Raw genomic sequence first — 20,352 nt, 5'->3', positions numbered from 1 at the left:
TCTTAACAAGTGTATACGGCTAAACACTAAAAATTTACGCTAAAAATATGTACTTTCGCAGCACAAAACCACAACTTTATTTTAATGAGAACAGATTCTTTTGCCCTACGCCATATTGGCCCTAGAGAAAGCAATCTACAGGCTATGTTAGACACCGTTGGTGTTGATTCTTTAGAGCAATTAATATACGAAACCATCCCAGACGATATTCGGTTAAAATCTCCTTTAAATTTACCTTCTGCACTTAGTGAAAACCAGTATGCCGAACATATGGGAAAACTAGCTGCTAAAAATAAGGTATTCAAGAGCTATATTGGTCTTGGTTATCACCAGGGGATTTTACCGGCAGTAATTCAAAGAAATATTTTAGAAAACCCGGGTTGGTATACGGCTTACACACCTTACCAGGCAGAAATTGCCCAGGGCAGACTGGAAGCTTTATTGAATTTCCAAACTATGGTTAGCGATCTTACCGGAATGGAAATAGCCAACGCCTCTCTTCTAGATGAATCTACCGCTGCGGCTGAAGCAATGGGTCTTTTATTTGCTGTTCGCGATCGTAAGCAAAAGAAGAATGAAGTAAATAAATTCTTTGTTTCTGAACAGGCTTTACCGCAAACCATAGACCTTATTAAAACCCGTGCCGATTTTATGGGCATTGAGTTAGTTGTGGGTAATCACGAAGAATTTGATTTTAGCGATAAATTCTTTGGCGCCCTGGTGCAATATCCGGGGAAATTCGGCCAGGTATTTAATTATACTGATTTTGTTTCAAAATGTAAAGATGCTGATATAAAAGTAGCTGTTGCTGCCGATATTTTGAGTTTGGTAAAATTACAGGCGCCGGGAGAACTTGGTGTAGATGTGGTGGTTGGAACAACGCAGCGATTTGGAATTCCATTAGGATATGGCGGACCTCACGCGGCATATTTTGCAACTAAAGAAGAATATAAAAGAAACCTTCCCGGAAGAATTATTGGTGTAACCAAAGATGTTGATGGAAATCACGCTTTAAGGATGGCGCTTCAAACCAGGGAACAACATATTAAACGCGATAAAGCGACTTCAAATATCTGTACCGCTCAGGTTTTACTGGCTGTAATGGCAGGAATGTATGCCGTTTATCACGGGCCTGACGGATTAAAATATATTGCCGATACCGTCCATTTTTCTACTGTTACTTTAGCTGAAGAACTTGAAAAAATGGGAATAAAGCAGCTAAATTCAGCTTATTTCGATACGCTTCAGGTTAAAGCTGATGCACAAAAAATTAAAGCTGAAGCCGAAAAGAACGAAATCAATTTTTATTATCCTGATGCCGAAACAGTTTGTATTTCTTTAAACGAAACGACAACACAGGACGATATCAATAATATTCTAAAGGTTTTTGCTTCAGTTTTAGATAAAAATTCTGCTGATATTGAAAGTTTAAAAGAGGAAGAAACGATTCCTTCAGCATTACAAAGAAAAACAGATTTTCTAACGCATAAAGTTTTCAATCTTTATCATTCGGAAACTGAACTGATGCGTTATATCAAAAAACTGGAACGAAAAGATCTTTCGCTAAACCAGTCTATGATCTCCCTTGGAAGTTGTACCATGAAACTAAATGCGGCTTCAGAAATGCTTCCGCTTAGCAATCCGCAATGGGGAAATATTCACCCGTTTGTACCGGTGGAACAAGCTGAAGGTTACCAGATCGTTTTAAAAAGACTGGAAGACCAGCTAACAGAGATCACCGGGTTTTCTGCAACTTCACTTCAGCCAAATTCTGGTGCACAGGGAGAATACGCTGGTTTGATGACGATTAGAGCTTACCACGAATCCAATGGCGAAGGTCATAGAAATATTTGTTTAATTCCCTCTTCAGCTCACGGTACCAATCCAGCTTCCGCAGTAATGGCGGGAATGAAGGTTGTGGTAACCAAAGCTTCAGAAAACGGAAATATCGACGTAGACGATCTACGTGAAAAAGCGATTAAACATAAAGATAACCTTGCCGCTTTAATGGTAACCTATCCATCAACTCACGGAGTTTTTGAGTCGGCAATTAAAGAAATTACGCAAATTATTCATAATAACGGCGGACAGGTTTATATGGATGGTGCAAATATGAACGCCCAGGTTGGCCTGACCAATCCCGGAGTAATTGGCGCCGATGTTTGTCATTTAAACCTACATAAAACTTTTGCAATTCCTCACGGTGGCGGTGGCCCAGGTGTAGGACCAATTTGTGTAGCAGAACAATTAAAACCATTTTTACCAGGAAATCCGGTGATTAAAACCGGTGGAAAAAAAGCTATTGGAGCTATTTCTTCAGCTCCCTGGGGATCTTCTTTGGTTTGCCTTATTTCTTACGGCTACATTACTATGTTGGGAAGTAAAGGGCTTCAGAAAGCTACTGAATATGCCATTCTAAACGCTAATTATGTAAAAGAGCGTTTAAACGAGCATTACAAAACATTATATTCCGGGGAGCGCGGTCGCGCCGCTCACGAGATGATCTTAGATTGTCGCCCCTTTAAGGAAAAAGGAATAGAAGTAGTAGATATCGCTAAGCGATTGATAGACTACGGTTTCCACGCGCCAACGGTTTCTTTCCCTGTGGCAGGAACTATGATGATAGAACCAACAGAAAGTGAAAGCAAAGCTGAACTGGACAGGTTCTGTGACGCACTTATTTCTATTAGACAGGAAATTGAAGAACTGGATAGCGAGGAAGATAACGTGCTTAAAAACGCACCGCATACCATCACGATGTTAACTTCCGATGAGTGGAAGTTTTCTTACACTCGTGAAAAGGCGGCTTACCCGTTAAATTTTGTATCAGAAAATAAATTCTGGCCAAGTGTTAGACGTGTGGACGAAGCCTTCGGAGACAGGAACTTAATGTGCACCTGCCCTCCTATAGAGGAGTATATGGAAGCTTAAGATTTAATTAATATGCCTGAAAATTTTCTACGGAAATTATTTCCCGAATTATTTTCAGGCATTTTTTATTATGTGATTTTGGTCATAACTCGGTTTATTTTCCGTTTTGTTTAAAGCTCACTATATTTGTAATTAGTACATTAGAAGTTTAATCTTAATTTAAAAGTCAGATGAATATTAAAATTACCGGCACAGGTAGTTATATCCCTAAAGTTATAACCGCAAATGCTGACTTTGACAATCATGAATTTTTCAACCTTGATGGAACAGGATTTCCACAAGACAATAAAACAACAATTGCCAAATTTAAAGCCATAACGGGAATTGAAGAACGGCGCTATCTTGAAGAGAACCTAAACACTTCTGATATGGCGGTTATCGCGGCTCAACAAGCTTTAGAAACTTCTAATACAGATCCCGAAACATTAGATTATATAATCGTTGCTCATAACTATGGCGATGTACAACATCAAAGCGTACAAAGCGATACCGTACCGAGTATGGCGACTCGTGTGAAATATCATTTGCGAATTAAAAATCCTAAATGTGTTGGCTATGATGTACTATTTGGCTGCCCGGGTTGGATTGAAGGGATGATACAGGCACAGGCATTTATTAAAGCCGGAATGGCAAAAAAATGTCTTGTAATTGGTGCCGAAGCCTTATCTCGTGTAGTAGATAAACACGATCGCGATTCAATGATTTTTTCTGATGGCGCCGGTGCGGTAGTGGTAGAAGAAACCGAACAAGAAGGCGGTATACTCGCTCACGAATCGGGCACTTATGCTTTTAACGAAGCTAACTATATTTACTTCGGAAAATCTAATCGAACTGAAGCTCCAGAAGATCTACGCTATATTAAAATGAACGGCCGAAAAATCTACGAATTTGCACTAATGCACGTTCCCGGTGCGATGAAAACCTGCCTTGAAAACAGCGGAAAAGATATTAAAGACCTTAAAAAGATCTTTATTCACCAGGCCAACGAAAAGATGGACGAAGCGATTATAAAACGTTTTTTCAAACTTCATAAACAGGAAGTGCCAGATAAAATAATGCCTATGACCATTCAGGAATTAGGAAATAGCAGTGTGGCCACCGTGCCTACCCTTTACGATCTCGTGGTAAAAAATAAAATTGCCGATCAGCATCTTGAAAAAGGAGATGTAGTGATGTTCGCCAGCGTTGGTGCCGGAATGAACGTGAACGCGATTGTTTACCAATATTAAGATGTACGAAAAAACATTTCCGAACAAACGCTATAAAGAAACTTTAGAATTTTTAGAAGCCAATGTGCCGGCGCCTGCCAAAATTCTTGACCTGGGAGTAAAAAATCCCTTTTCAGAAATTATGGAAGCACATAATTACCAGGTAAAAAATACCAAAGGAGAAGACTTAGATTTAAATACCGAAGCGGTTCAAAATTCAGATTGTAATGTAGTTACTGCTTTTGAGATTTTTGAGCATTTGGTGGCGCCCTATAATGTTTTAGCAAATATTAAAGCTGAAAAATTAGTCGCCACGGTCCCTTTAAAATTATGGTTTTCCAGCGCTTACCGTAGTAAAACCGATATGCGTGACCGACATTACCACGAATTTGAAGACTGGCAGTTCGACTGGCTTCTGGAAAAAGCAGGGTGGAAAATTACCAATAGAAAAAAATGGACTAATCCGGTAAATAAACTGGGAATCAGGCCTGTTTTAAGATATTTTACGCCCAGATATTACGCAGTTTATGCCGAAAGGATTTAAGTTGAATATTTTTTAAATCACAGCAACTTCTAAATTTCGCCGTTTGAAGATCAACATTATAATTCCCGCCTATAACGAAGCTGAATTTATTGGCGAAACGCTTCAGTCTTTGATAAATCAAAGTTTCCAGGCAGAAAAAATTGTAGTAGTCGACGATGGCTCTAGCGATGCAACTCCGGATATTGTTACTAGATTTGCTGCAAAACATCCTGAAATTTCACTTGTTAAAAACACTTCAGAAGGGATTCATTTGCCCGGAAGCAAAGTGATTAATGCTTTTAATACCGGTTTAGATAGCCTGGATGATTCTTTTGATATCATTTGTAAATTTGATGCCGATTTAATTTTTCCGAAGGATTATTTAGAGAAAATCATGCTTCATTTTGAGGAAAATTCGAAAATTGGAATGCTTGGCGGATTTTGTGAAATACAGAAAAAAGGAGAATGGATTCTTGAAAACCTTACCGGGAAAGATCACATTCGCGGAGCTTTAAAAGCCTACCGAAAATCCTGTTTTAAAGATATTGGCGGGCTTAAACCGGCAATGGGTTGGGATACGGTAGATGAACTGCTCGCGCAATACCACGGCTGGGAAATAAAGACCGATGATAGCCTTAGAGTAAAACACTTAAAACCTACCGGAAAGAATTATAGTAAAACTTCAAAATACAAACAGGGAACAGCTTTTTACCGATTGAGGTATGGTATTGTGATTTCGGTAATCGCATCAGCTAAACTCGCATTTAACAAAAGGGATTTAGGTTACTTCTGGGATTGTATTATAGGTTTTCTAAGGGCTAAAAATGAAAAACGACCTTATCTTGTGAATAAAGATGAAGGCCGTTTTATTAGAAATCTTCGTTGGAAAAAAATGCAGAAAAAACTATTCTGATTCTTCAGTATCCAACATCATAAATAATGGTTTTCCGGTAGTTCCATTAGGAAAAGATATTCCTAAAATAGCTGACACCGTTGGCGCAATATCTACTATCTCTGTTCTTTGTGTTGTGCTGCCTTTTTTCACTCCGTTTCCGTAGAAAATTAAAGGCGCGTGGGTATCATACATTAATCCGCTGCCGTGGGTAGAACCGGTTCTGGAATACACAATGGTTGCAGGATCTAAAACATATACTACATCTCCACTTCTTTTTTGATTGTATCCATTTTGAATGGCTGCACCTGCACCGGTAGTGAAACTCCCGCTGCTAAGCTGATCTCTGGTATACACTTTATCAATTTGATCTAACTGAAGTATATAATGCGCCAATTTAGATTGAAGCTCTGAAGAATTAATTTCGGATTCTTCCATTACTTCATAATTAAAGAAAATCTGGCTGTTATAAACGCTTTCAATAAGTTCTTCCACCCCGAATTCTTCAGCGGTAAACTTTTCAAGTTCTTCGATGAATTCGTTCGTTTCAAAATACCCGGCAGGAATATTCACAGATTCCAGATATGCAGGTACATCTACCCCACCGTGATCTGCCGTTAGGAAAATTGTATAATTACCTTCGCCAACTTTTTCATCTAAATGCTTTAATAGATCAGCTATGTTTTGATCTAGTCTTAAATATGCATCCTGAATTTCTTTAGAATTCACTCCAAAATTATGTCCAATATAATCGGTACTGGAATAGCTTAAAGTAAGTACATCGGTATCTTCGTCACGGCCTAATTCTTCAGCATCAATCGCTGCCAAGGCAAAATCTGTAGTAATATCGTTTCCGTAAGCCGTAGCTTTAAGTATTTCAAACTTATTAATACTATCTGCCAGCCTGGTTAAGTTGTATGGGAAAGAGGCCGTTTCCTTGCCTTTATATCCACCTTCGTATTCGTTAACATCACTACCACTTTCTTTATAAGTATCAATATCATATAAAGTATTCCAGGTTTTAAAATAGGCTTCAACTTTATCTGAATCATTAAAATCTTTTACCCAATCTGGCAATTCATCCATATAAAATGAACTGGAAATCCATTTTCCTTCATCGGCTCCATGAAACCAATAAGCCGCATTTGCGGTGTGACCGGCAGGAAGAATAGAACCGCGGTCTTTTAGTGCCACCCCAATTGTTTTTCCGCGCATCTGGGTATGCAAACGGTTTTCATCGGCAAAACTCGTAGTTTTCATTCGGTGTGGAGACATTTTTCCAGCTTCATCTTCAGTACCAACCGGCTCTACTGAAGCGTCACCGGCACAGTAAACAGATTCGTGTATAAATTTATCATACCAGCCGTTACCAATAATTCCGTGGTTCATCGGGCTGGTTCCTGTATAAACTGAAGCGTGCCCGGGCCCGGTATAGGTAGGCACATAATTAAAATGATTGTTCTTAAAATTATAACCTTCATTCACCAATTTTTTGAATCCGTTTTCACCAAACCTTTCCCAAAATCTCGTAAGATAATCGTAGCGCATTTGGTCTACCACAATTCCCACTACCAGTTTTGGTTTTTCCTCTACTTTAGCCTGAGAAAAACCCTGAAATGCCAAAAATGTGGCCAATAATAAAAATGCAAATCGCTTCATTATATTTTGTTTTATAGAAGTAGCTCAAAAATACTAAACTTATTAGGCTAAAGATTAATTCTACGTTAAATACTTTGGAGTAATTTTTTAGTATTTTAGCTTTACAAAAATTGCTTAATGAACTATCTACACTCCATTGGGGAATATTTTTTAATGCTGAAAGGAACTTTTAACCGAATGACAAAAGGTTCGGTTTTAAGGGGTTTAATTCTTAAAGAATTAGACGACCTGATTATTGGCTCCATGGGAATTGTAGCTTTTTTATCCTTTTTTATTGGAGCTGTTGTTGCTTTACAAACAGCTTTAAATTTAAACAACCCTTTAATTCCCAAAACGCTTATCGCCTACGCGGCCAGGCAATCTATAATCCTGGAATTCGCACCTACCTTTATTTCTATAATTATGGCAGGTAAAGTGGGTTCTTATATCACCTCCAGTATAGGTTCTATGAACGTAACCGAGCAAATTGATGCTCTGGAGGTAATGGGTATCAATTCTTTGAATTACCTTATTTTTCCGAAGATTATCGCGATGTTATTTTATCCGTTTGTAATCGCCATTGCTATGTTTTTGGGTGTGTTTGGAGCTTATGCGGCAGCAGTTTTTGGAGGTTTCGTACCACCAGATCTTTTTGTGCAAGGACTCCAGGAAGATTTTATTCCTTTTCATCTTGTCTATGCCTTTATAAAAACATTTTTATTTGCCTTTATTCTGGCAACAGTTCCCGCATATCACGGGTATTATATGAAAGGTGGCGCGTTGGAAGTTGGTGAAGCCAGTACCACATCTTTTGTATGGACCAGTGTGGTTATTATTATCACAAATTACGCAGTAACCCAATTATTACTAAGTTAATGATAGAAATAGAGAATTTACATAAAGGATTTGATGGAGAGGAAATCTTAAAAGGTATTAATTATACGTTTGAAAAAAGTAAAACGAACCTTATTATTGGGGGATCTGGTTCCGGTAAAAGTGTACTTCTAAAATGTATGCTTGGATTATTAACACCGGAAAAAGGTATTATAAAATATGACGGAAAACCTTATTCTGAATTTACCGAAGACGAAAAGAAAGACCTTAGTAAGCAAATAGGAATGATTTTTCAAGGTGGCGCCCTTTTTGATTCTATGACGGTTGAAGAGAATGTTATGTTCCCTCTAAGAATGTTTACTCACAGAAAGAAAAAAAAGCAAAATCTGGAACGCGTAAGAGAAGTTTTAAAACGAGTAAACCTTGAAGGTTCTGAGAAAAAACTACCTTCAGAAATCAGTGGTGGGATGCAAAAAAGGGTTTCTATTGCCCGTGCAATTGTGAACAGGCCTAAGTATTTATTTTGCGATGAACCAAACTCCGGCCTGGATCCTAAAACTGCCACGGTAATAGATCAACTTATCCAGGAGATTACCCATGAATATGATATCACCACCATTATTATTACCCACGATATGAATTCGGTTTTAGAAATAGGAGAAAAAATTGCTTTTTTAAAAGATGGGGTTTTAGCCTGGAAAGGTGATAAATCGCAAATATTTAAAACCGATGACGAAGCCGTAACCGATTTTGTTTATTCTTCAAACCTATTCCAAAAAGTAAGGGAAGCACAAAAGCAAGGACTTTAGTTAACCGACTTTACCTGGAGCGTATCCAGTTTTAAACGAACTTTCAACCACTTTTCAAAACGTTGTTTTTCTTGGTTGATCTGGCGGTTATTTAAATTCTCCTTCCAGCCTACCGTAAAAGTGGGAATGGTATCGGTTTTGGAAAAATTAGTGGTAATTAAATTAGAGTAGCCTAATTCATCTATCCCTTCATAATTTATTTTTGCTTCCTGACTTAAATCACTGAATGAAAATCCATCACCGCGATACTTAGAAATTTCATTCTCTAAAAGTGCAATTTTTTCATCCTTATCTTCAATAAGCTCCTGATTTTTCATATAAAGATCTTCCAAGATACCGCTTCTAACCTGGGTGGAAAGCTGGTCTATATCTCCTGTGGGGTCTGCGCCCTGGTGTATTATTAATTCAGTTTCCTTTAAAGCTTCTACATCGTCTATTTGTTGCTGCCAGGTAGAAATTGTAGCCTGCGGCACACGATTTCCAATGAGATATACTTCAATACTCTTTTCATTATAATCGTAAGAAGATTTTATAGTTTCAGTACCTTCATATCTCATAACCGTAGCTATAAATTCTTTGGCCTTGGTTTCAAATAATTGCTCCTGAAGTAAAAAAACGAACAAAATCACACTGGGGATCATTACAATTACAGCAATGGTAGAAGCTATTTGCGCAGTTCTTCGGCGTTTTTTACTATTCACATACTTTACAAGTGGAAATCCAAGGACTTTAGTCACTACAAAAGTAGAAAGCGCGATAAATACCGCGTTAATTGAGAAAAGGTATAAAGCACCGCCTGCATACGACCAGTTACCAATGGCCAGGCCAAAACCTACGGTACAAAGCGGCGGCATAAGCGCTGTGGCAATAGCAACACCAAGAATTACACTCGCAATAGTTCCTTTTTTGGTTTTAGCAACAATAAGGGCCAAACCGCCAAAAATAGCCACCAGAACATCTAAAATTGTGGGATAAGTTCTCGCAATAAGTTCAGGCGTTTCGGTTTTCACGGGAGAAACAAGAAAATAAATATAGGCAGTAAGCACACTTAGACCAACCATTAAACCAAGGTTAATGAACGACTTCTTAAGGGTAAGCACATCGTTAATGGCTACAGACATTCCCACTCCCACGATGGGACCCATTAGCGGAGAGATAAGCATCGCCCCGATAACAACCGCCGTACTACTTACATTAAGGCCTACAGAAGCCACAAATATGGAAAATATAAGGATCCAGGCATTGTGCCCTTTAAATGAAATATCTTTTTTAACCGCTTCAACAGTTGATTCCCTATCGGTATCGTGCCGAATTTCCAGGAGTTCTTTTATAAGCGATTTTATATTTTGCCAAATCCCTTTGGCACTTTTACCTAAATCTTCAGAGTTTTCCTGTGAAGCAAGGGGCTGATTATTTTCAGGTTTCTGATTATTCTCCATATACTTAACCTAAATCTTCTCCAAATTTCTCAATAGCCTTTTCCCGAATTCCTTTAATTTCCTGTATTTTTTCTTTGGGAAAGATTAATAAAACCGCATCATTCTCTACAACCACAAAATCTTTGAGACCTTCCAAAACTACTGCCTTATTATTTTGAGTTTTAATAATATTTCCGGAAGCCTCAAAAGGTAGAAGTCGCCCGTTTACAATGGTATTATTATGTTCATCTTGCGGTAATTCGTCTTCCAAGGATTTCCAGGTTCCTAAATCGTTCCATTTAAATTTAGCAGGAATAACAAAAACGCTATCAGAATTCTCCATAATAGCGTAGTCTATAGAAACATTTTGCGCTTTATGATAGTTTTTATCCAAAAACTCCTGTTCATTTTCGGTATTGTAAGAATCATTTCCTGCTTCAAAAAGCCTAAAAGTTTCGGGTTGGTACTTCTTAAAATTTTCAAGGATAAAACTGGCGCTCCAGATAAAGATACCGGCATTCCAAACATAATTTCCCTCTTTAAGGAATGTTTCTGCCTTTTTAAAAGTAGGTTTTTCAGTAAATTTTAAAACCGGTTTAGCACCTTTACCTTCATCATCTTTATACTTTATATATCCATAACCGGTATTGGGAAAAGTAGGCGCAATTCCCAGGGTTATTAATTTATCTTCTTCAGCAACAATATTAAAAGCTTCTTCTATATTTTCCTGAAATTCTAAATCACCCTGAATCCAGTGATCGCTGGGCGCAACCAAAATCAGTGCATCTTTATTCTTCTTTTTAATCTTTAAAGCGCCCAGTAAAATACTTGGAGCAGTATTTCTCATCTCGGGCTCCAGTACAATTTGTTCATCTTTAACCTGTGGCAATTGGTCTTTTACAACATCTTTATATTCTTTATGCGTGAGAATAATAATATTCTCTACAGGCATAAGCTTTGCTAAGCGATGAAAAGTAGTTTGAATAAGTGTTGACCCTGCACCCAAAATATCCTGAAATTGTTTAGGATACCTAGAAGTGCTTACCGGCCAGAAACGGGAACCAATCCCGCCGGCCATTAATATTGCGTAGTGATTTGTGTTTTTCATAAAAAAGGAATTAATTTTTTAGCAACTCCACTTCTGCATTGGGCTGAAACAAATAAACTTTACCCGTATCTACTTCCAGACATTCGTAGCGTTTTATTCTCCTCTCCCCTTTTTTAAAAGTTTTCCCATTATAAATTCGGAAAATTCCTCCAAACGGAATTTCAAAAATATAGTTTTTATCATTCTCAGGATCAAAACTTTTTAGCGCTACCGATAATTTTGCATCGGTATCGCTACTGGCTTTAGGATTTCTAAAATGCTGCGCAATTACCGGAAGCAATCCTGACGGAAAAATTTCCGGCCTTATAAATGGCAACATTAACTCCCTGAAAGTAAACTTCCATTCCTGCCCGTGCGGCTTTATTTGCCTGCCAAATTTCTCGAAAGCCAGTAAATGAGCGATTTCGTGAACTAAAGTGATTAAAAACCGGTATTTATTCAAATTGGCATTTACCGTAATTTGCTGAGCGCCGTTGGGCATTCTTCGATAATCGCCGTGCCTGGTTTTACGTTCATTTACAATCTTTAAATGAACATTATTGGCTTTAATCATTTCAAAAACCGGAGGAACTGCTCGTTCAGGAATATATCTTTCAAGAATTTCTCTCATTGGCTACGGCGTACTATTAGATACCTGAAGCAATTTACCATTATAATATTTATGCCCGGTTAGGCTAAAATCAGCAATATAGTTTGCCATTTCTTTTGCTGAAAGCGGAACTTCCAGGCCGGGAAATGCCTCTTCCAGCATTTCAGTCTGTACGGCACCTAAAGCTAAAACATTAAATGAAGGTCCGTTTTCTTTATATTCTTCTGCCAAAAGTTCGGTTAAAGTGATTATCGCAGCTTTACTTGAACTATACGCTGAAAGCCCCGGAAATTTCACACTTCCCTGCACTCCGCCCATCGTACTGATATTTACAACGTGCGAATTTTTATTCATAAATGGCAATAACTTTTGAGTTAAACCAATTACCCCAAAAACATTAGTGCTGTATATTTTCTGAAATTCTTCTGCCGTAATTTCTTCAAATGGCTTGTTGATAAGCGCGCCGGCGTTATTAATCAGAATATCTACTTTTATCCATTTTGCATCGATAAATGCTGAAACTTTTTCAAGATCTTCAGCCTTTGAAACATCGCATGAAAAAGTGGTAACATTGTCTAAGCTCAATTCTGAAACCGGCTTATCATTACGGGAAAGCGCCAGTACTTTATGCCCTTTTTCAGCAAAAAGTTTTACCATTTCGTAGCCCATTCCGCGGCTGGTTCCTGTTATAACAATTTGTTTCATTACTTACTTAGTTTTATTTCTTTTTCAGACGTATTGGTCATCTTCAAAATTCCCGGGATTACGCTTTCAATCACATTAGTCATATGCGTTATATCCAGTTTTTCAGCTTCATCGGCTACGTGATGATAGTAATCGTAATTGGTAAAATCGAAAGTTGAAATTGTTTGTGCCGGAACATTAAATTCCTCAAAAAACGGGTAATTATCGCTTCGCTTAAATAAATTATATTCTTTTGCCTGGGGTAAAAATCCAAGAACTTTTTTTCCAGAATATTCATTGAATTTTTCAGCGAAATTAGAATTCTCATAACCGGTGAGATAACCTATATAATCTTTATCATTCATAGGAATTCCAATCATTTCAAAATTGAACAAAGCGTAAAGATCAAGCTCATCTTGCTTAAGCCTTTGTGCAATTTTCTTTGCTCCTACCAGTCCCATTTCTTCTGCTGAAAATAATACGAACATTATGCTTCGTTTATTATTATCAATTTCAGCGAATTTCTTGGCTAACTCTACAACTGCTACAGTTCCCGCAGCATTATCGTTAGCGCCATTAGCAATAGAATCGCCTTCTACCGGATCCTGGATTCCTATATGATCGTAATGCGCTCCCAGAATAATAAATTCATCATTAAGTTCAGGATCGTTGCCTTCCAGCATCCCAACTACATTAAATCCTTTTACCCCATCTATTTCAAAATTATGACGGTAAGTGTCAAAATATTTCTCAATGCCACTTTCTTTAAAAATGCTTTCAATTTTTTGTGCGGCTAGCTCGATTCCTTCCTTGCCGGTTTGCCTTCCTTTTAATTCATTTGAAGACAAATAATACAGTAATTCTTCAACTTCAGCTTGTTGAACATTTGTATTTAAACTGGTTTTTACTTCTTCTGAATTTGTAACCGCTTGCGAATTTCCGCAGGAAGAAAATAGCAGGATTGCGGCTAACATTGCAAAATTTAGTGTGATTTTTCTCATACCGTTAAAGATAAAAAAATCCCGCAAAGCTGCGGGATTTTAATAATTAGTTATTTGTATAACCTGGATTATGCTAACATAGTTACCGGGTTTTCCATATAAGTTTTAAGCGTTTTTAAGAAAGCAGCGCCGGTTGCACCGTCTACTGTTCTATGATCGCAGGCAAGAGTTAATTTCATTGTATTTCCCACCACGATTTGTCCGTTTTTCACTACAGGTTTTTCAACAATAGTTCCTACAGAAAGAATTGCAGAATTTGGTTGGTTAATGATACTAGTAAATTCTACAATACCAAACATACCCAAGTTAGAAACCGTAAAGGTACTTCCCTCCATCTCATTCGGCTGCAATTTCTTGTTTCTGGCTTTACCGGCCACGTCTTTTACATTATTCCCAATTTGGGTCATAGACATTTGATCGGCAAATTTTAAAACTGGAACCACAAGACCTTCTTCTACAGCTACGGCAACACCCATATGAATGTGTTTAGCGATTTTCATAGATTCACCTGTCCACTGGCTGTTTACCTGTGGGTGCTTACGAAGTGCCATTGCACTGGCCTTAATTACCATATCGTTAAAGGAAACCTTAACATCTGGCATTTCGTTTATTTGCTTACGTGAAGCCATAGCGTTTGCCATATCCACCTCTATAGTCAAGTAGTAATGCGGGGCGTTAAACTTAGATTCACCAAGTCTTTTTGCGATGGTTTTACGCATTTGAGAGTTTTTAATTTCCTCAAAGCTTTCTTCTCCTGCAGGCACATAAGGTTGTGGTGCAGCAGCTGCGTCTCCTTTACTTTCTTTAGCTTCAGCAGGTTTTTCTGAAGGTTTATAATCTTCGATGTCTTTTTTCACGATACGACCATTGCCGCCGCTACCTTGTACATCTGAAAGATCAATACCTTTATCTTCTGCCATTTTTTTGGCAAGCGGGGAAGCAAAAATTCTTCCACCATCTTTTGTAGAATCTGAGGTTTTCTTTTCTGAAGATTTGTTTTCTTCTTTTTCTTCAGATTTATCTTCTTTTTTCTTGTCTGATTTTTCTGAAGATTTCTTTTTAGACTTTCCGTCTACTGATACATTAGAAACATCGGTTCCTTCCGGTCCAATAATGGCAAGTAGACTATCAACTTTTGCAGTTTCACCTTCTTCGAGCCCAATTTTAAGTAAAGTACCTTCATAGAAAGATTCGAATTCCATCGTTGCCTTATCGGTTTCGATTTCAGCCAGAATATCTCCTTCTTCAACTTTATCACCTTCCTTTTTCAACCAAGATGCAACGGTACCTTCTTCCATGGTGTCGCTCAAACGCGGCATAGTGATAATTTCTACGCCTTCAGGGATTCCTCCATCGTCGCTATCTCCATCACTTTCAGCTTCGTCTTCGCCCTCGTCTTCATCATTAGAATCTGACTTATCTTTCTTTTCGTCTTTTTTAGAATCTCCGTCACCTTTCAGTAAATCAGAAATATCTTCACCTTCCTCTCCAATAATAGCAAGTAAAGTATCTACAGGTGCAGTTTCGCCCTCTTCGATGCCAATATGAAGTAAAGTCCCTTCGTAAAAAGACTCAAACTCCATGGTAGCTTTATCGGTTTCTATCTCTGCAAGGATATCTCCTTCTTCAACTTTATCACCTTTTTGCTTTAGCCACTTCGCAACAACACCTTCTTCCATGGTATCGCTCAAACGCGGCATATTAATTACTTCTGCCATAATTTACTGAGGTTTATGTGCTAAAAACGGATAATTTTCCTGTTCGTATACAACATCATACATCACGTTCTTTTCAGGGAAATCTGACTCTTCAGCAAATTTCTCACATTCAGACACTTTATCTTTAACGCGTTTGTTGATCTTTTTTATTTCATCTTCAGAAGCATACTTTTTATCTTTAATTATATTCAACACCGTAGTGATTGGATCTAATTCCTGATATTCTGCAACTTCTTCTTTTGTTCTATATTTTTGAGCATCACTCATGGAGTGACCACGGTAACGGTAGGTTTTCATTTCTAAAAATGTTGGTCCGTCACCTTTTCTGGCTCTCTTAATTGCCTCGTCTAAAGCTTCTGCAACTTTAACAGGATCCATAGCATCTACAGGTCCGCACGGCATTTCGTAGCCATTACCAAGTTTCCAGATATCTGTTCCCTTAGAAGTTCTGGCTACAGATGTTCCCATTGCATACCCGTTATTCTCTACGCAAAACACAACCGGTAAATTCCATTTCACGGCCATATTTAAAGTTTCGTGAAGAGAACCCTGTCTTGCAGCACCATCTCCTAAAAAAGTAAGTGTAACCGCATCACGCTTAAAGTATTTATCTGCAAAAGCAAGACCGGCACCAAGTGGAATTTGACCTCCAACAATACCGTGACCTCCGTAAAAACCGTGTTCTTTAGAGAAAATATGCATAGAACCACCAAGCCCCTGGGAAGTACCAGTAGCTTTCCCGTAAAGTTCTGCCATAACCCGTTTAGGATCTACTCCCAAACCTATTGGCTGCACGTGATTACGATAAGCGGTAATCATTTTATCCTTTTCCAGGTCCATCACATGAAGGGCACCAGCCAGGATAGCTTCCTGCCCATTATACAAATGCAAAAAACCTCTTACTTTCTGCTGAATGTAAACTTGCGCAAGTTTATCTTCAAATTTACGCCAAAACAGCATATCCTCGTACCACTTTAAATACGTGGCTTTTGTTACTTTCTTCATTTAACTTATTAATTTTTAGGCCAGACAGATGGGTTTGCCAAGCGGATAACAAAAATACTATTTTCAATAAGAATGGAAAACAGTTTTTAAGCAAAAATAACGAAAACGTTATAAGACCGAATTTTCAAAGATTAAAGGTAGTAAATCTTTTATAGAGTTTGCTTTCATCACTTTTCCGGTCTCGCCCATAAAATAAACAGCAATATCAGCTTTCTGTTTAACTTCATATTCTACCAGCGCCTGCCTGCATGCACCACAAGGTGGCACAGGAGCTTCTACCATATGCTTCATAGATTTGGCTGAAATTGCAATATCTTTAATTTGAGCTTCCGGAAAAGTGGCACCGGCATAGTAGATTGCGGTACGTTCTGCACATAATCCCGAGGGATAAGAAGCATTTTCCTGATTGCTTCCCGTTACAACTTCATTATTATTTAGTGCTAAAGCAGCCCCAACCTTAAATTGAGAATAAGGCGCATAGGCTTTATCCCGGGCCTCCACAGCTGTTTTCATTAAATCCTGAATAGCCTGCGGAAGTTCTTCAACAGAATCATAGACCTCAAAGTTTGAGGTGACTTTTAATGGCTTCATATAAAAATTATTGGAAGGGAAAGATAATAGAAACCTGCAAAGCAGCAAATATTAAATCAACTGAAATCTAATTTAATAGACTGGAAATTGGTCGCCAAAATTAAAAGTTAGACCAAAACGTAGGGTTCCTTCTAAAGGACTTGGCACCGGCGAAGTTGAAAATAAATAGGAAATATCTATGTTTACCTGCTCATATTTAAATCCTGCACCAAAAGAAGCAAATCTCCTGGAACCTTTGGTAAGGCTTTCGCTAAAATAACCGGCTCTAAATGCAAAAGCTTCGCGATACATATACTCAGCTCCCAGGGCCCAGGTAACTTCACGAAGTTCTTCACCAAAACCACCGGGGGCATCACCCCAGGAAGTAAAAATACCTTCTATAGCACCTATATCATTATATTCTGCATCATCTTCTGCATCAATTTCACCATCATCGTTAAAATCTCTTGGGGTTGGTACTAAAAGTTTATTGAATTCAATATAGGCACCTAAACGGTTTTCTATATCAAAAATAAAGTCGAAACCGGTTCCTACTTTAAAATTTGTAGGGATGAAATTTTCCTGCCCGGCATCTTCATATTTCATCTTAGGGCCAATATTTGAAATATTCGCTCCCGCTTTCCACACGCCGTTAAAGTTTGAGAAAACCATTTGATTACTCTGGTAGTATGCCGCAACATCTACTCCAAAACTATTAGCTGCTCCTAAATCTTCTTCGTCCTGCAAGCCTAGATCTGAATGCAAATAGCGCCCTGCTACTGCCATAGAAATATTATCGCTTAAGCGCAAGGAATAAGAAACATCAAAAGTAAGTTCGTTTGGGTTAACTACTAAAGGAGCCTGTTCAAAACTTGCTCTTCGTTCTATACTTCCCAAGCTAAAATATCTTAAACTGGAGGCAACGGCGCTCCTGTCATTAATTCTGTGGTAATAACTGATGTTTCCAAGAAAGATATCACTAACAATATCACTAAGGTATGGAGTGTAAGACACGCCTATTGCGTGTTCACTGGAAGCAAAAGCATATTTCGCCGGATTCCATTGCTGGGAAAAAACATCGGCCGATGTTGCTACTCCCTGGTCTCCCATTCCGCCCGCCCGGGCATCGGCAGCTACAAGCAAAAAGGGAACTGCGGTTGTTATAACTCTATCCCTTTCTTCCTGGGCGGTCATTTTAAATTGAGAACTTAAAATTAACCCGAGCAATAAGAATGTAATTTTTTTCATCATATTAATTAATGATTAACAAATATATACTAATAATCTTGTTAAGAAAAGACCTTAAGTTTAAATAATTCTAAAGGCAGATTAAAACAAGGCCAGAAGTTTATCTGGTATAATAAAAGTTATAAAAGTAAATAGAGTAGGTCTATAACAACTTTAAAATAAGTGAAATATTGTATGTTTTCAATTTTAGCTACTTTTTTAAGTACAGTAACCTTCAGTTAAATAAAAAACAATTAATTTTGCTGCTTCCTGCTTTACCGGGAATAAACATTAACGGTACGCGGGAAATCACAAAGAGCTTTTCGCAACCTAAGTGTATAGGACATCAGGGTTTTAAAGAAAATCAAAGCCTTTGAGACAACATAAAATAAACTTGTACTTTTAGCGTTAATTACTATATTGCAAAGCCTAATATTTCTACCAAAAGAGATGATGAATATGAGAATCAATATTGCTTTTAGAGCCTTTTTAACCCTCGTTCTTGGCGTTGGTTTACTAAGCTGTAATAATTCCCGGGACTATGAAGACAACTCCAGGGCAACCGGATGGGACATTAATTCAGATGAAGGCGGATTTCAATATAACACAGATTATAAGGAACAGGAAGCCGGCCCGGGGCTGGTTTTTGTTGAAGGTGGAACCTTTACTATGGGACAGGTGCAGGACGATGTTATGCACGACTGGAACAATACTCCTACTCAGCAACATGTACAATCCTTTTATATGGATGAGACAGAGGTTACCAATATGATGTATATGGAATACCTGGACTGGTTGAAAAAAGTTTTTCCTCCTACCCAGGAAAATTTCCGCAATATATATAATGGTGCAGTACCAGATACCCTTGTTTGGAGAAACAGATTAGGGTTCAACGAAACAATGGTAAACAACTATTTACGCCATCCTGCTTATGGAAACTATCCTGTAGTTGGTGTAAGTTGGGTACAAGCCGTGGAATTCAGTAAATGGAGAACCGACAGAGTAAACGAATTATTATTAGAAGAAGGTGGCTACACTAAAGAAGGAGCCCGTTATACCGATGTTGAAGCCGGTAGTACTTTTAATACCCAAACTTATTTAAATGCCCCAAGCCAGGCTTACGGTGGTAATACAGAAATAAGCCAGGGCGGAGATGAGTCTCAGGATATGATAGATAATCAAAATACTGATGCCGAAGGAAATGCTCTTGGCGGACAAACTTATGTGCAGCGTAAAGATGGAGTTTTACTTCCGGAATATCGTTTACCAACTGAAGTTGAGTGGGAATATGCCGCATCTGCTCTAGTAGGAATTAGAGATTACAACGTTTACAGAGGAAGAAAAAAATATCCTTGGGATGGGCAATACACCCGTTCTGGAGATGTAAAAAGACAAGGCGATCAATTAGCCAACTTTAAGCAAGGTGCCGGAGATTACGGTGGAATTGCAGGTTGGAGTGATGATGGCGCCGATATTACTGCTGAAGTAAAATCTTATGAGCCTAACGATTTTGGTCTTTATGATATGGCCGGAAACGTAGCCGAATGGGTTGCCGATGTATACCGCCCAATTGTTGATGATGAATTTAACGATTTCAACTATTACAGGGGTAACGTTTATACTAAAAACGCTATCAACGAAGACGGTTCTGTAAAAATAGTTGGCTTAGATGAAATTGAATTTGATACGCTTGCTACCGGAAGACTGGTTGCCAGATCTTACCCGGGAGACATCGCGCAAATACCGGTAACTGAAGAAGATACATATATGCGTACTAACTATACCGATAGTGATCAGCGTAACTTTAGAGATGGTGATAAAAGCTCTAGCCGTTATTATCAATCATTTCAACAAGCAGACGAAGAATCTGAACGTATGTATAACTCCCCAACTTATAATGTCGCAAATACGACAGATACTACGGGAACAGGACGTGGATATGACACTGGAGATAGAACTACCCTTATTAGTGACGAAGTTAGAGTTTACAAAGGAGGTTCATGGAGAGATCGCGCCTACTGGTTAGACCCGGCACAACGTAGATATTTCCCGCAAGATATGGCAACTGACTATATTGGATTTAGAAACGCAATGTCCCGAGTTGGTTCGAAATCTTTAGATGACAATAAAAAAGCAAGAAATTAGAAATTCTAATCTTCTAAAAATTATGATAAAAGCCCTATTTGTTTAGGGCTTT

The 20,352-nt window shown here is 38.2% G+C and carries 17 protein-coding genes; 7 read left to right on the top strand and 10 right to left on the bottom strand.

Features of this window, described 5'->3' with window-relative positions; translation table 11 throughout:
* Window positions 1-84 precede the first annotated feature (84 nt).
* The 4 genes from gcvP (at window position 85) to B5X53_RS09065 (ending at window position 5,575) form a co-directional block, all read left to right on the top strand.
* Window positions 85-2,931 (top strand): aminomethyl-transferring glycine dehydrogenase, encoded by a 2,847-nt coding sequence (gcvP, locus tag B5X53_RS09080; RefSeq protein WP_079712927.1) that lies wholly within the window; start codon window positions 85-87, stop codon window positions 2,929-2,931.
* 170 nt (window positions 2,932-3,101) lie between these two features.
* A complete protein-coding gene (locus B5X53_RS09075) occupies window positions 3,102-4,160 on the top strand; it encodes a 3-oxoacyl-ACP synthase III family protein (RefSeq protein WP_079712926.1) in 1,059 nt (352 codons plus the stop codon).
* A 1-nt stretch (window position 4,161) separates the two neighbouring features.
* On the top strand, window positions 4,162-4,683 hold the full coding sequence (locus B5X53_RS09070) for a class I SAM-dependent methyltransferase (protein WP_079712925.1): 522 nt from the start codon (window positions 4,162-4,164) through the stop codon (window positions 4,681-4,683).
* Window positions 4,684-4,726: 43 nt separating this feature from the next.
* Window positions 4,727-5,575 carry a glycosyltransferase family 2 protein gene (locus B5X53_RS09065; protein WP_079712924.1) on the top strand — a complete coding sequence of 283 codons (849 nt, stop codon included), beginning with the start codon at window positions 4,727-4,729 and terminating at the stop codon, window positions 5,573-5,575.
* On the opposite strand, the gene pafA is transcribed toward B5X53_RS09065, so the two are convergent.
* The gene (pafA, locus tag B5X53_RS09060; protein ID WP_079712923.1) at window positions 5,567-7,213 is read right to left on the bottom strand and encodes an alkaline phosphatase PafA; all 1,647 of its coding nucleotides are present in this window, start codon (window positions 7,211-7,213) and stop codon (window positions 5,567-5,569) included. The genes B5X53_RS09065 and pafA overlap by 9 nt on opposite strands.
* A 117-nt stretch (window positions 7,214-7,330) precedes the next feature.
* On the opposite strand from pafA, the gene B5X53_RS09055 reads away from it, so the two are divergent.
* Both B5X53_RS09055 and B5X53_RS09050 read left to right on the top strand, forming a co-directional pair.
* Entirely contained in the window at window positions 7,331-8,068 is a 738-nt protein-coding gene (locus tag B5X53_RS09055; protein ID WP_079712922.1) for an MlaE family ABC transporter permease, read from the top strand.
* On the top strand, window positions 8,068-8,835 hold the full coding sequence (locus B5X53_RS09050; RefSeq protein ID WP_079712921.1) for an ABC transporter ATP-binding protein: 768 nt from the start codon (window positions 8,068-8,070) through the stop codon (window positions 8,833-8,835). Before B5X53_RS09055 ends, B5X53_RS09050 begins: the two co-directional genes overlap by 1 nt.
* Here the strand turns inward: B5X53_RS09050 and B5X53_RS09045 are convergent.
* The 9 genes from B5X53_RS09045 to porV form a co-directional block, all read right to left on the bottom strand.
* Window positions 8,832-10,274, bottom strand: coding sequence for a DUF389 domain-containing protein (locus B5X53_RS09045; RefSeq protein ID WP_079712920.1), 1,443 nt, complete (start codon window positions 10,272-10,274; stop codon window positions 8,832-8,834). The two genes, B5X53_RS09050 and B5X53_RS09045, sit on opposite strands and share 4 nt — an antisense overlap.
* A 4-nt stretch (window positions 10,275-10,278) precedes the next feature.
* Window positions 10,279-11,361: a mannose-1-phosphate guanylyltransferase gene (locus tag B5X53_RS09040; RefSeq protein ID WP_079712919.1), complete on the bottom strand. Its 1,083-nt coding sequence runs from the start codon at window positions 11,359-11,361 to the stop codon at window positions 10,279-10,281.
* 10 nt (window positions 11,362-11,371) lie between these two features.
* Entirely contained in the window at window positions 11,372-11,971 is a 600-nt protein-coding gene (locus B5X53_RS09035; protein WP_079712918.1) for a SprT-like domain-containing protein, read from the bottom strand.
* Between the two features lie 3 nt (window positions 11,972-11,974).
* Entirely contained in the window at window positions 11,975-12,655 is a 681-nt protein-coding gene (locus tag B5X53_RS09030) for an SDR family NAD(P)-dependent oxidoreductase (RefSeq protein WP_079712917.1), read from the bottom strand.
* Window positions 12,655-13,635, bottom strand: a complete 981-nt coding sequence (locus B5X53_RS09025; protein WP_079712916.1) for a M20/M25/M40 family metallo-hydrolase — start codon at window positions 13,633-13,635, stop codon at window positions 12,655-12,657. Before B5X53_RS09025 ends, B5X53_RS09030 begins: the two co-directional genes overlap by 1 nt.
* Before the next feature lie 68 nt (window positions 13,636-13,703).
* Entirely contained in the window at window positions 13,704-15,353 is a 1,650-nt protein-coding gene (locus B5X53_RS09020) for a pyruvate dehydrogenase complex dihydrolipoamide acetyltransferase (RefSeq protein ID WP_079712915.1), read from the bottom strand.
* 3 nt (window positions 15,354-15,356) lie between these two features.
* Window positions 15,357-16,358 carry a pyruvate dehydrogenase (acetyl-transferring) E1 component subunit alpha gene (pdhA, locus tag B5X53_RS09015; protein ID WP_079712914.1) on the bottom strand — a complete coding sequence of 334 codons (1,002 nt, stop codon included), beginning with the start codon at window positions 16,356-16,358 and terminating at the stop codon, window positions 15,357-15,359.
* Window positions 16,359-16,466: 108 nt separating this feature from the next.
* A complete protein-coding gene (gene cdd, locus B5X53_RS09010; RefSeq protein WP_079712913.1) occupies window positions 16,467-16,949 on the bottom strand; it encodes a cytidine deaminase in 483 nt (160 codons plus the stop codon).
* 72 nt (window positions 16,950-17,021) lie between these two features.
* Window positions 17,022-18,176: a type IX secretion system outer membrane channel protein PorV gene (gene porV / locus B5X53_RS09005; protein ID WP_079712912.1), complete on the bottom strand. Its 1,155-nt coding sequence runs from the start codon at window positions 18,174-18,176 to the stop codon at window positions 17,022-17,024.
* A gap of 432 nt (window positions 18,177-18,608) precedes the next feature.
* Here porV and gldJ point away from each other — a divergent pair, with 432 nt between their 5' ends.
* Entirely contained in the window at window positions 18,609-20,300 is a 1,692-nt protein-coding gene (gene gldJ / locus B5X53_RS09000) for a gliding motility lipoprotein GldJ (RefSeq protein WP_449415969.1), read from the top strand.
* The last annotated feature ends 52 nt before the right edge of the window (window positions 20,301-20,352 follow it).

The sequence above is a fragment of the Salegentibacter salinarum genome (assembly GCF_900168115.1).
GTDB lineage: Bacteria > Bacteroidota > Bacteroidia > Flavobacteriales > Flavobacteriaceae > Salegentibacter > Salegentibacter salinarum.
This window is presented reverse-complemented; position numbering and strand designations above follow the sequence as displayed.

Coding starts and splice junctions, on each gene's coding strand:
- B5X53_RS09025 (WP_079712916.1), bottom strand. CDS start 13,635: ATGAGAAAAATCACACTAAATTTTGCAATGTTAGCCGCAATCCTGCTA.
- B5X53_RS09075 (WP_079712926.1), top strand. CDS start 3,102: ATGAATATTAAAATTACCGGCACAGGTAGTTATATCCCTAAAGTTATA.
- pafA (WP_079712923.1), bottom strand. CDS start 7,213: ATGAAGCGATTTGCATTTTTATTATTGGCCACATTTTTGGCATTTCAG.
- B5X53_RS09030 (WP_079712917.1), bottom strand. CDS start 12,655: ATGAAACAAATTGTTATAACAGGAACCAGCCGCGGAATGGGCTACGAA.
- gldJ (WP_449415969.1), top strand. CDS start 18,609: ATGAATATGAGAATCAATATTGCTTTTAGAGCCTTTTTAACCCTCGTT.
- porV (WP_079712912.1), bottom strand. CDS start 18,176: ATGAAAAAAATTACATTCTTATTGCTCGGGTTAATTTTAAGTTCTCAA.
- B5X53_RS09055 (WP_079712922.1), top strand. CDS start 7,331: ATGAACTATCTACACTCCATTGGGGAATATTTTTTAATGCTGAAAGGA.
- B5X53_RS09050 (WP_079712921.1), top strand. CDS start 8,068: ATGATAGAAATAGAGAATTTACATAAAGGATTTGATGGAGAGGAAATC.
- B5X53_RS09070 (WP_079712925.1), top strand. CDS start 4,162: ATGTACGAAAAAACATTTCCGAACAAACGCTATAAAGAAACTTTAGAA.
- B5X53_RS09035 (WP_079712918.1), bottom strand. CDS start 11,971: ATGAGAGAAATTCTTGAAAGATATATTCCTGAACGAGCAGTTCCTCCG.
- gcvP (WP_079712927.1), top strand. CDS start 85: ATGAGAACAGATTCTTTTGCCCTACGCCATATTGGCCCTAGAGAAAGC.
- pdhA (WP_079712914.1), bottom strand. CDS start 16,358: ATGAAGAAAGTAACAAAAGCCACGTATTTAAAGTGGTACGAGGATATG.
- B5X53_RS09040 (WP_079712919.1), bottom strand. CDS start 11,361: ATGAAAAACACAAATCACTACGCAATATTAATGGCCGGCGGGATTGGT.
- B5X53_RS09045 (WP_079712920.1), bottom strand. CDS start 10,274: ATGGAGAATAATCAGAAACCTGAAAATAATCAGCCCCTTGCTTCACAG.
- cdd (WP_079712913.1), bottom strand. CDS start 16,949: ATGAAGCCATTAAAAGTCACCTCAAACTTTGAGGTCTATGATTCTGTT.
- B5X53_RS09020 (WP_079712915.1), bottom strand. CDS start 15,353: ATGGCAGAAGTAATTAATATGCCGCGTTTGAGCGATACCATGGAAGAA.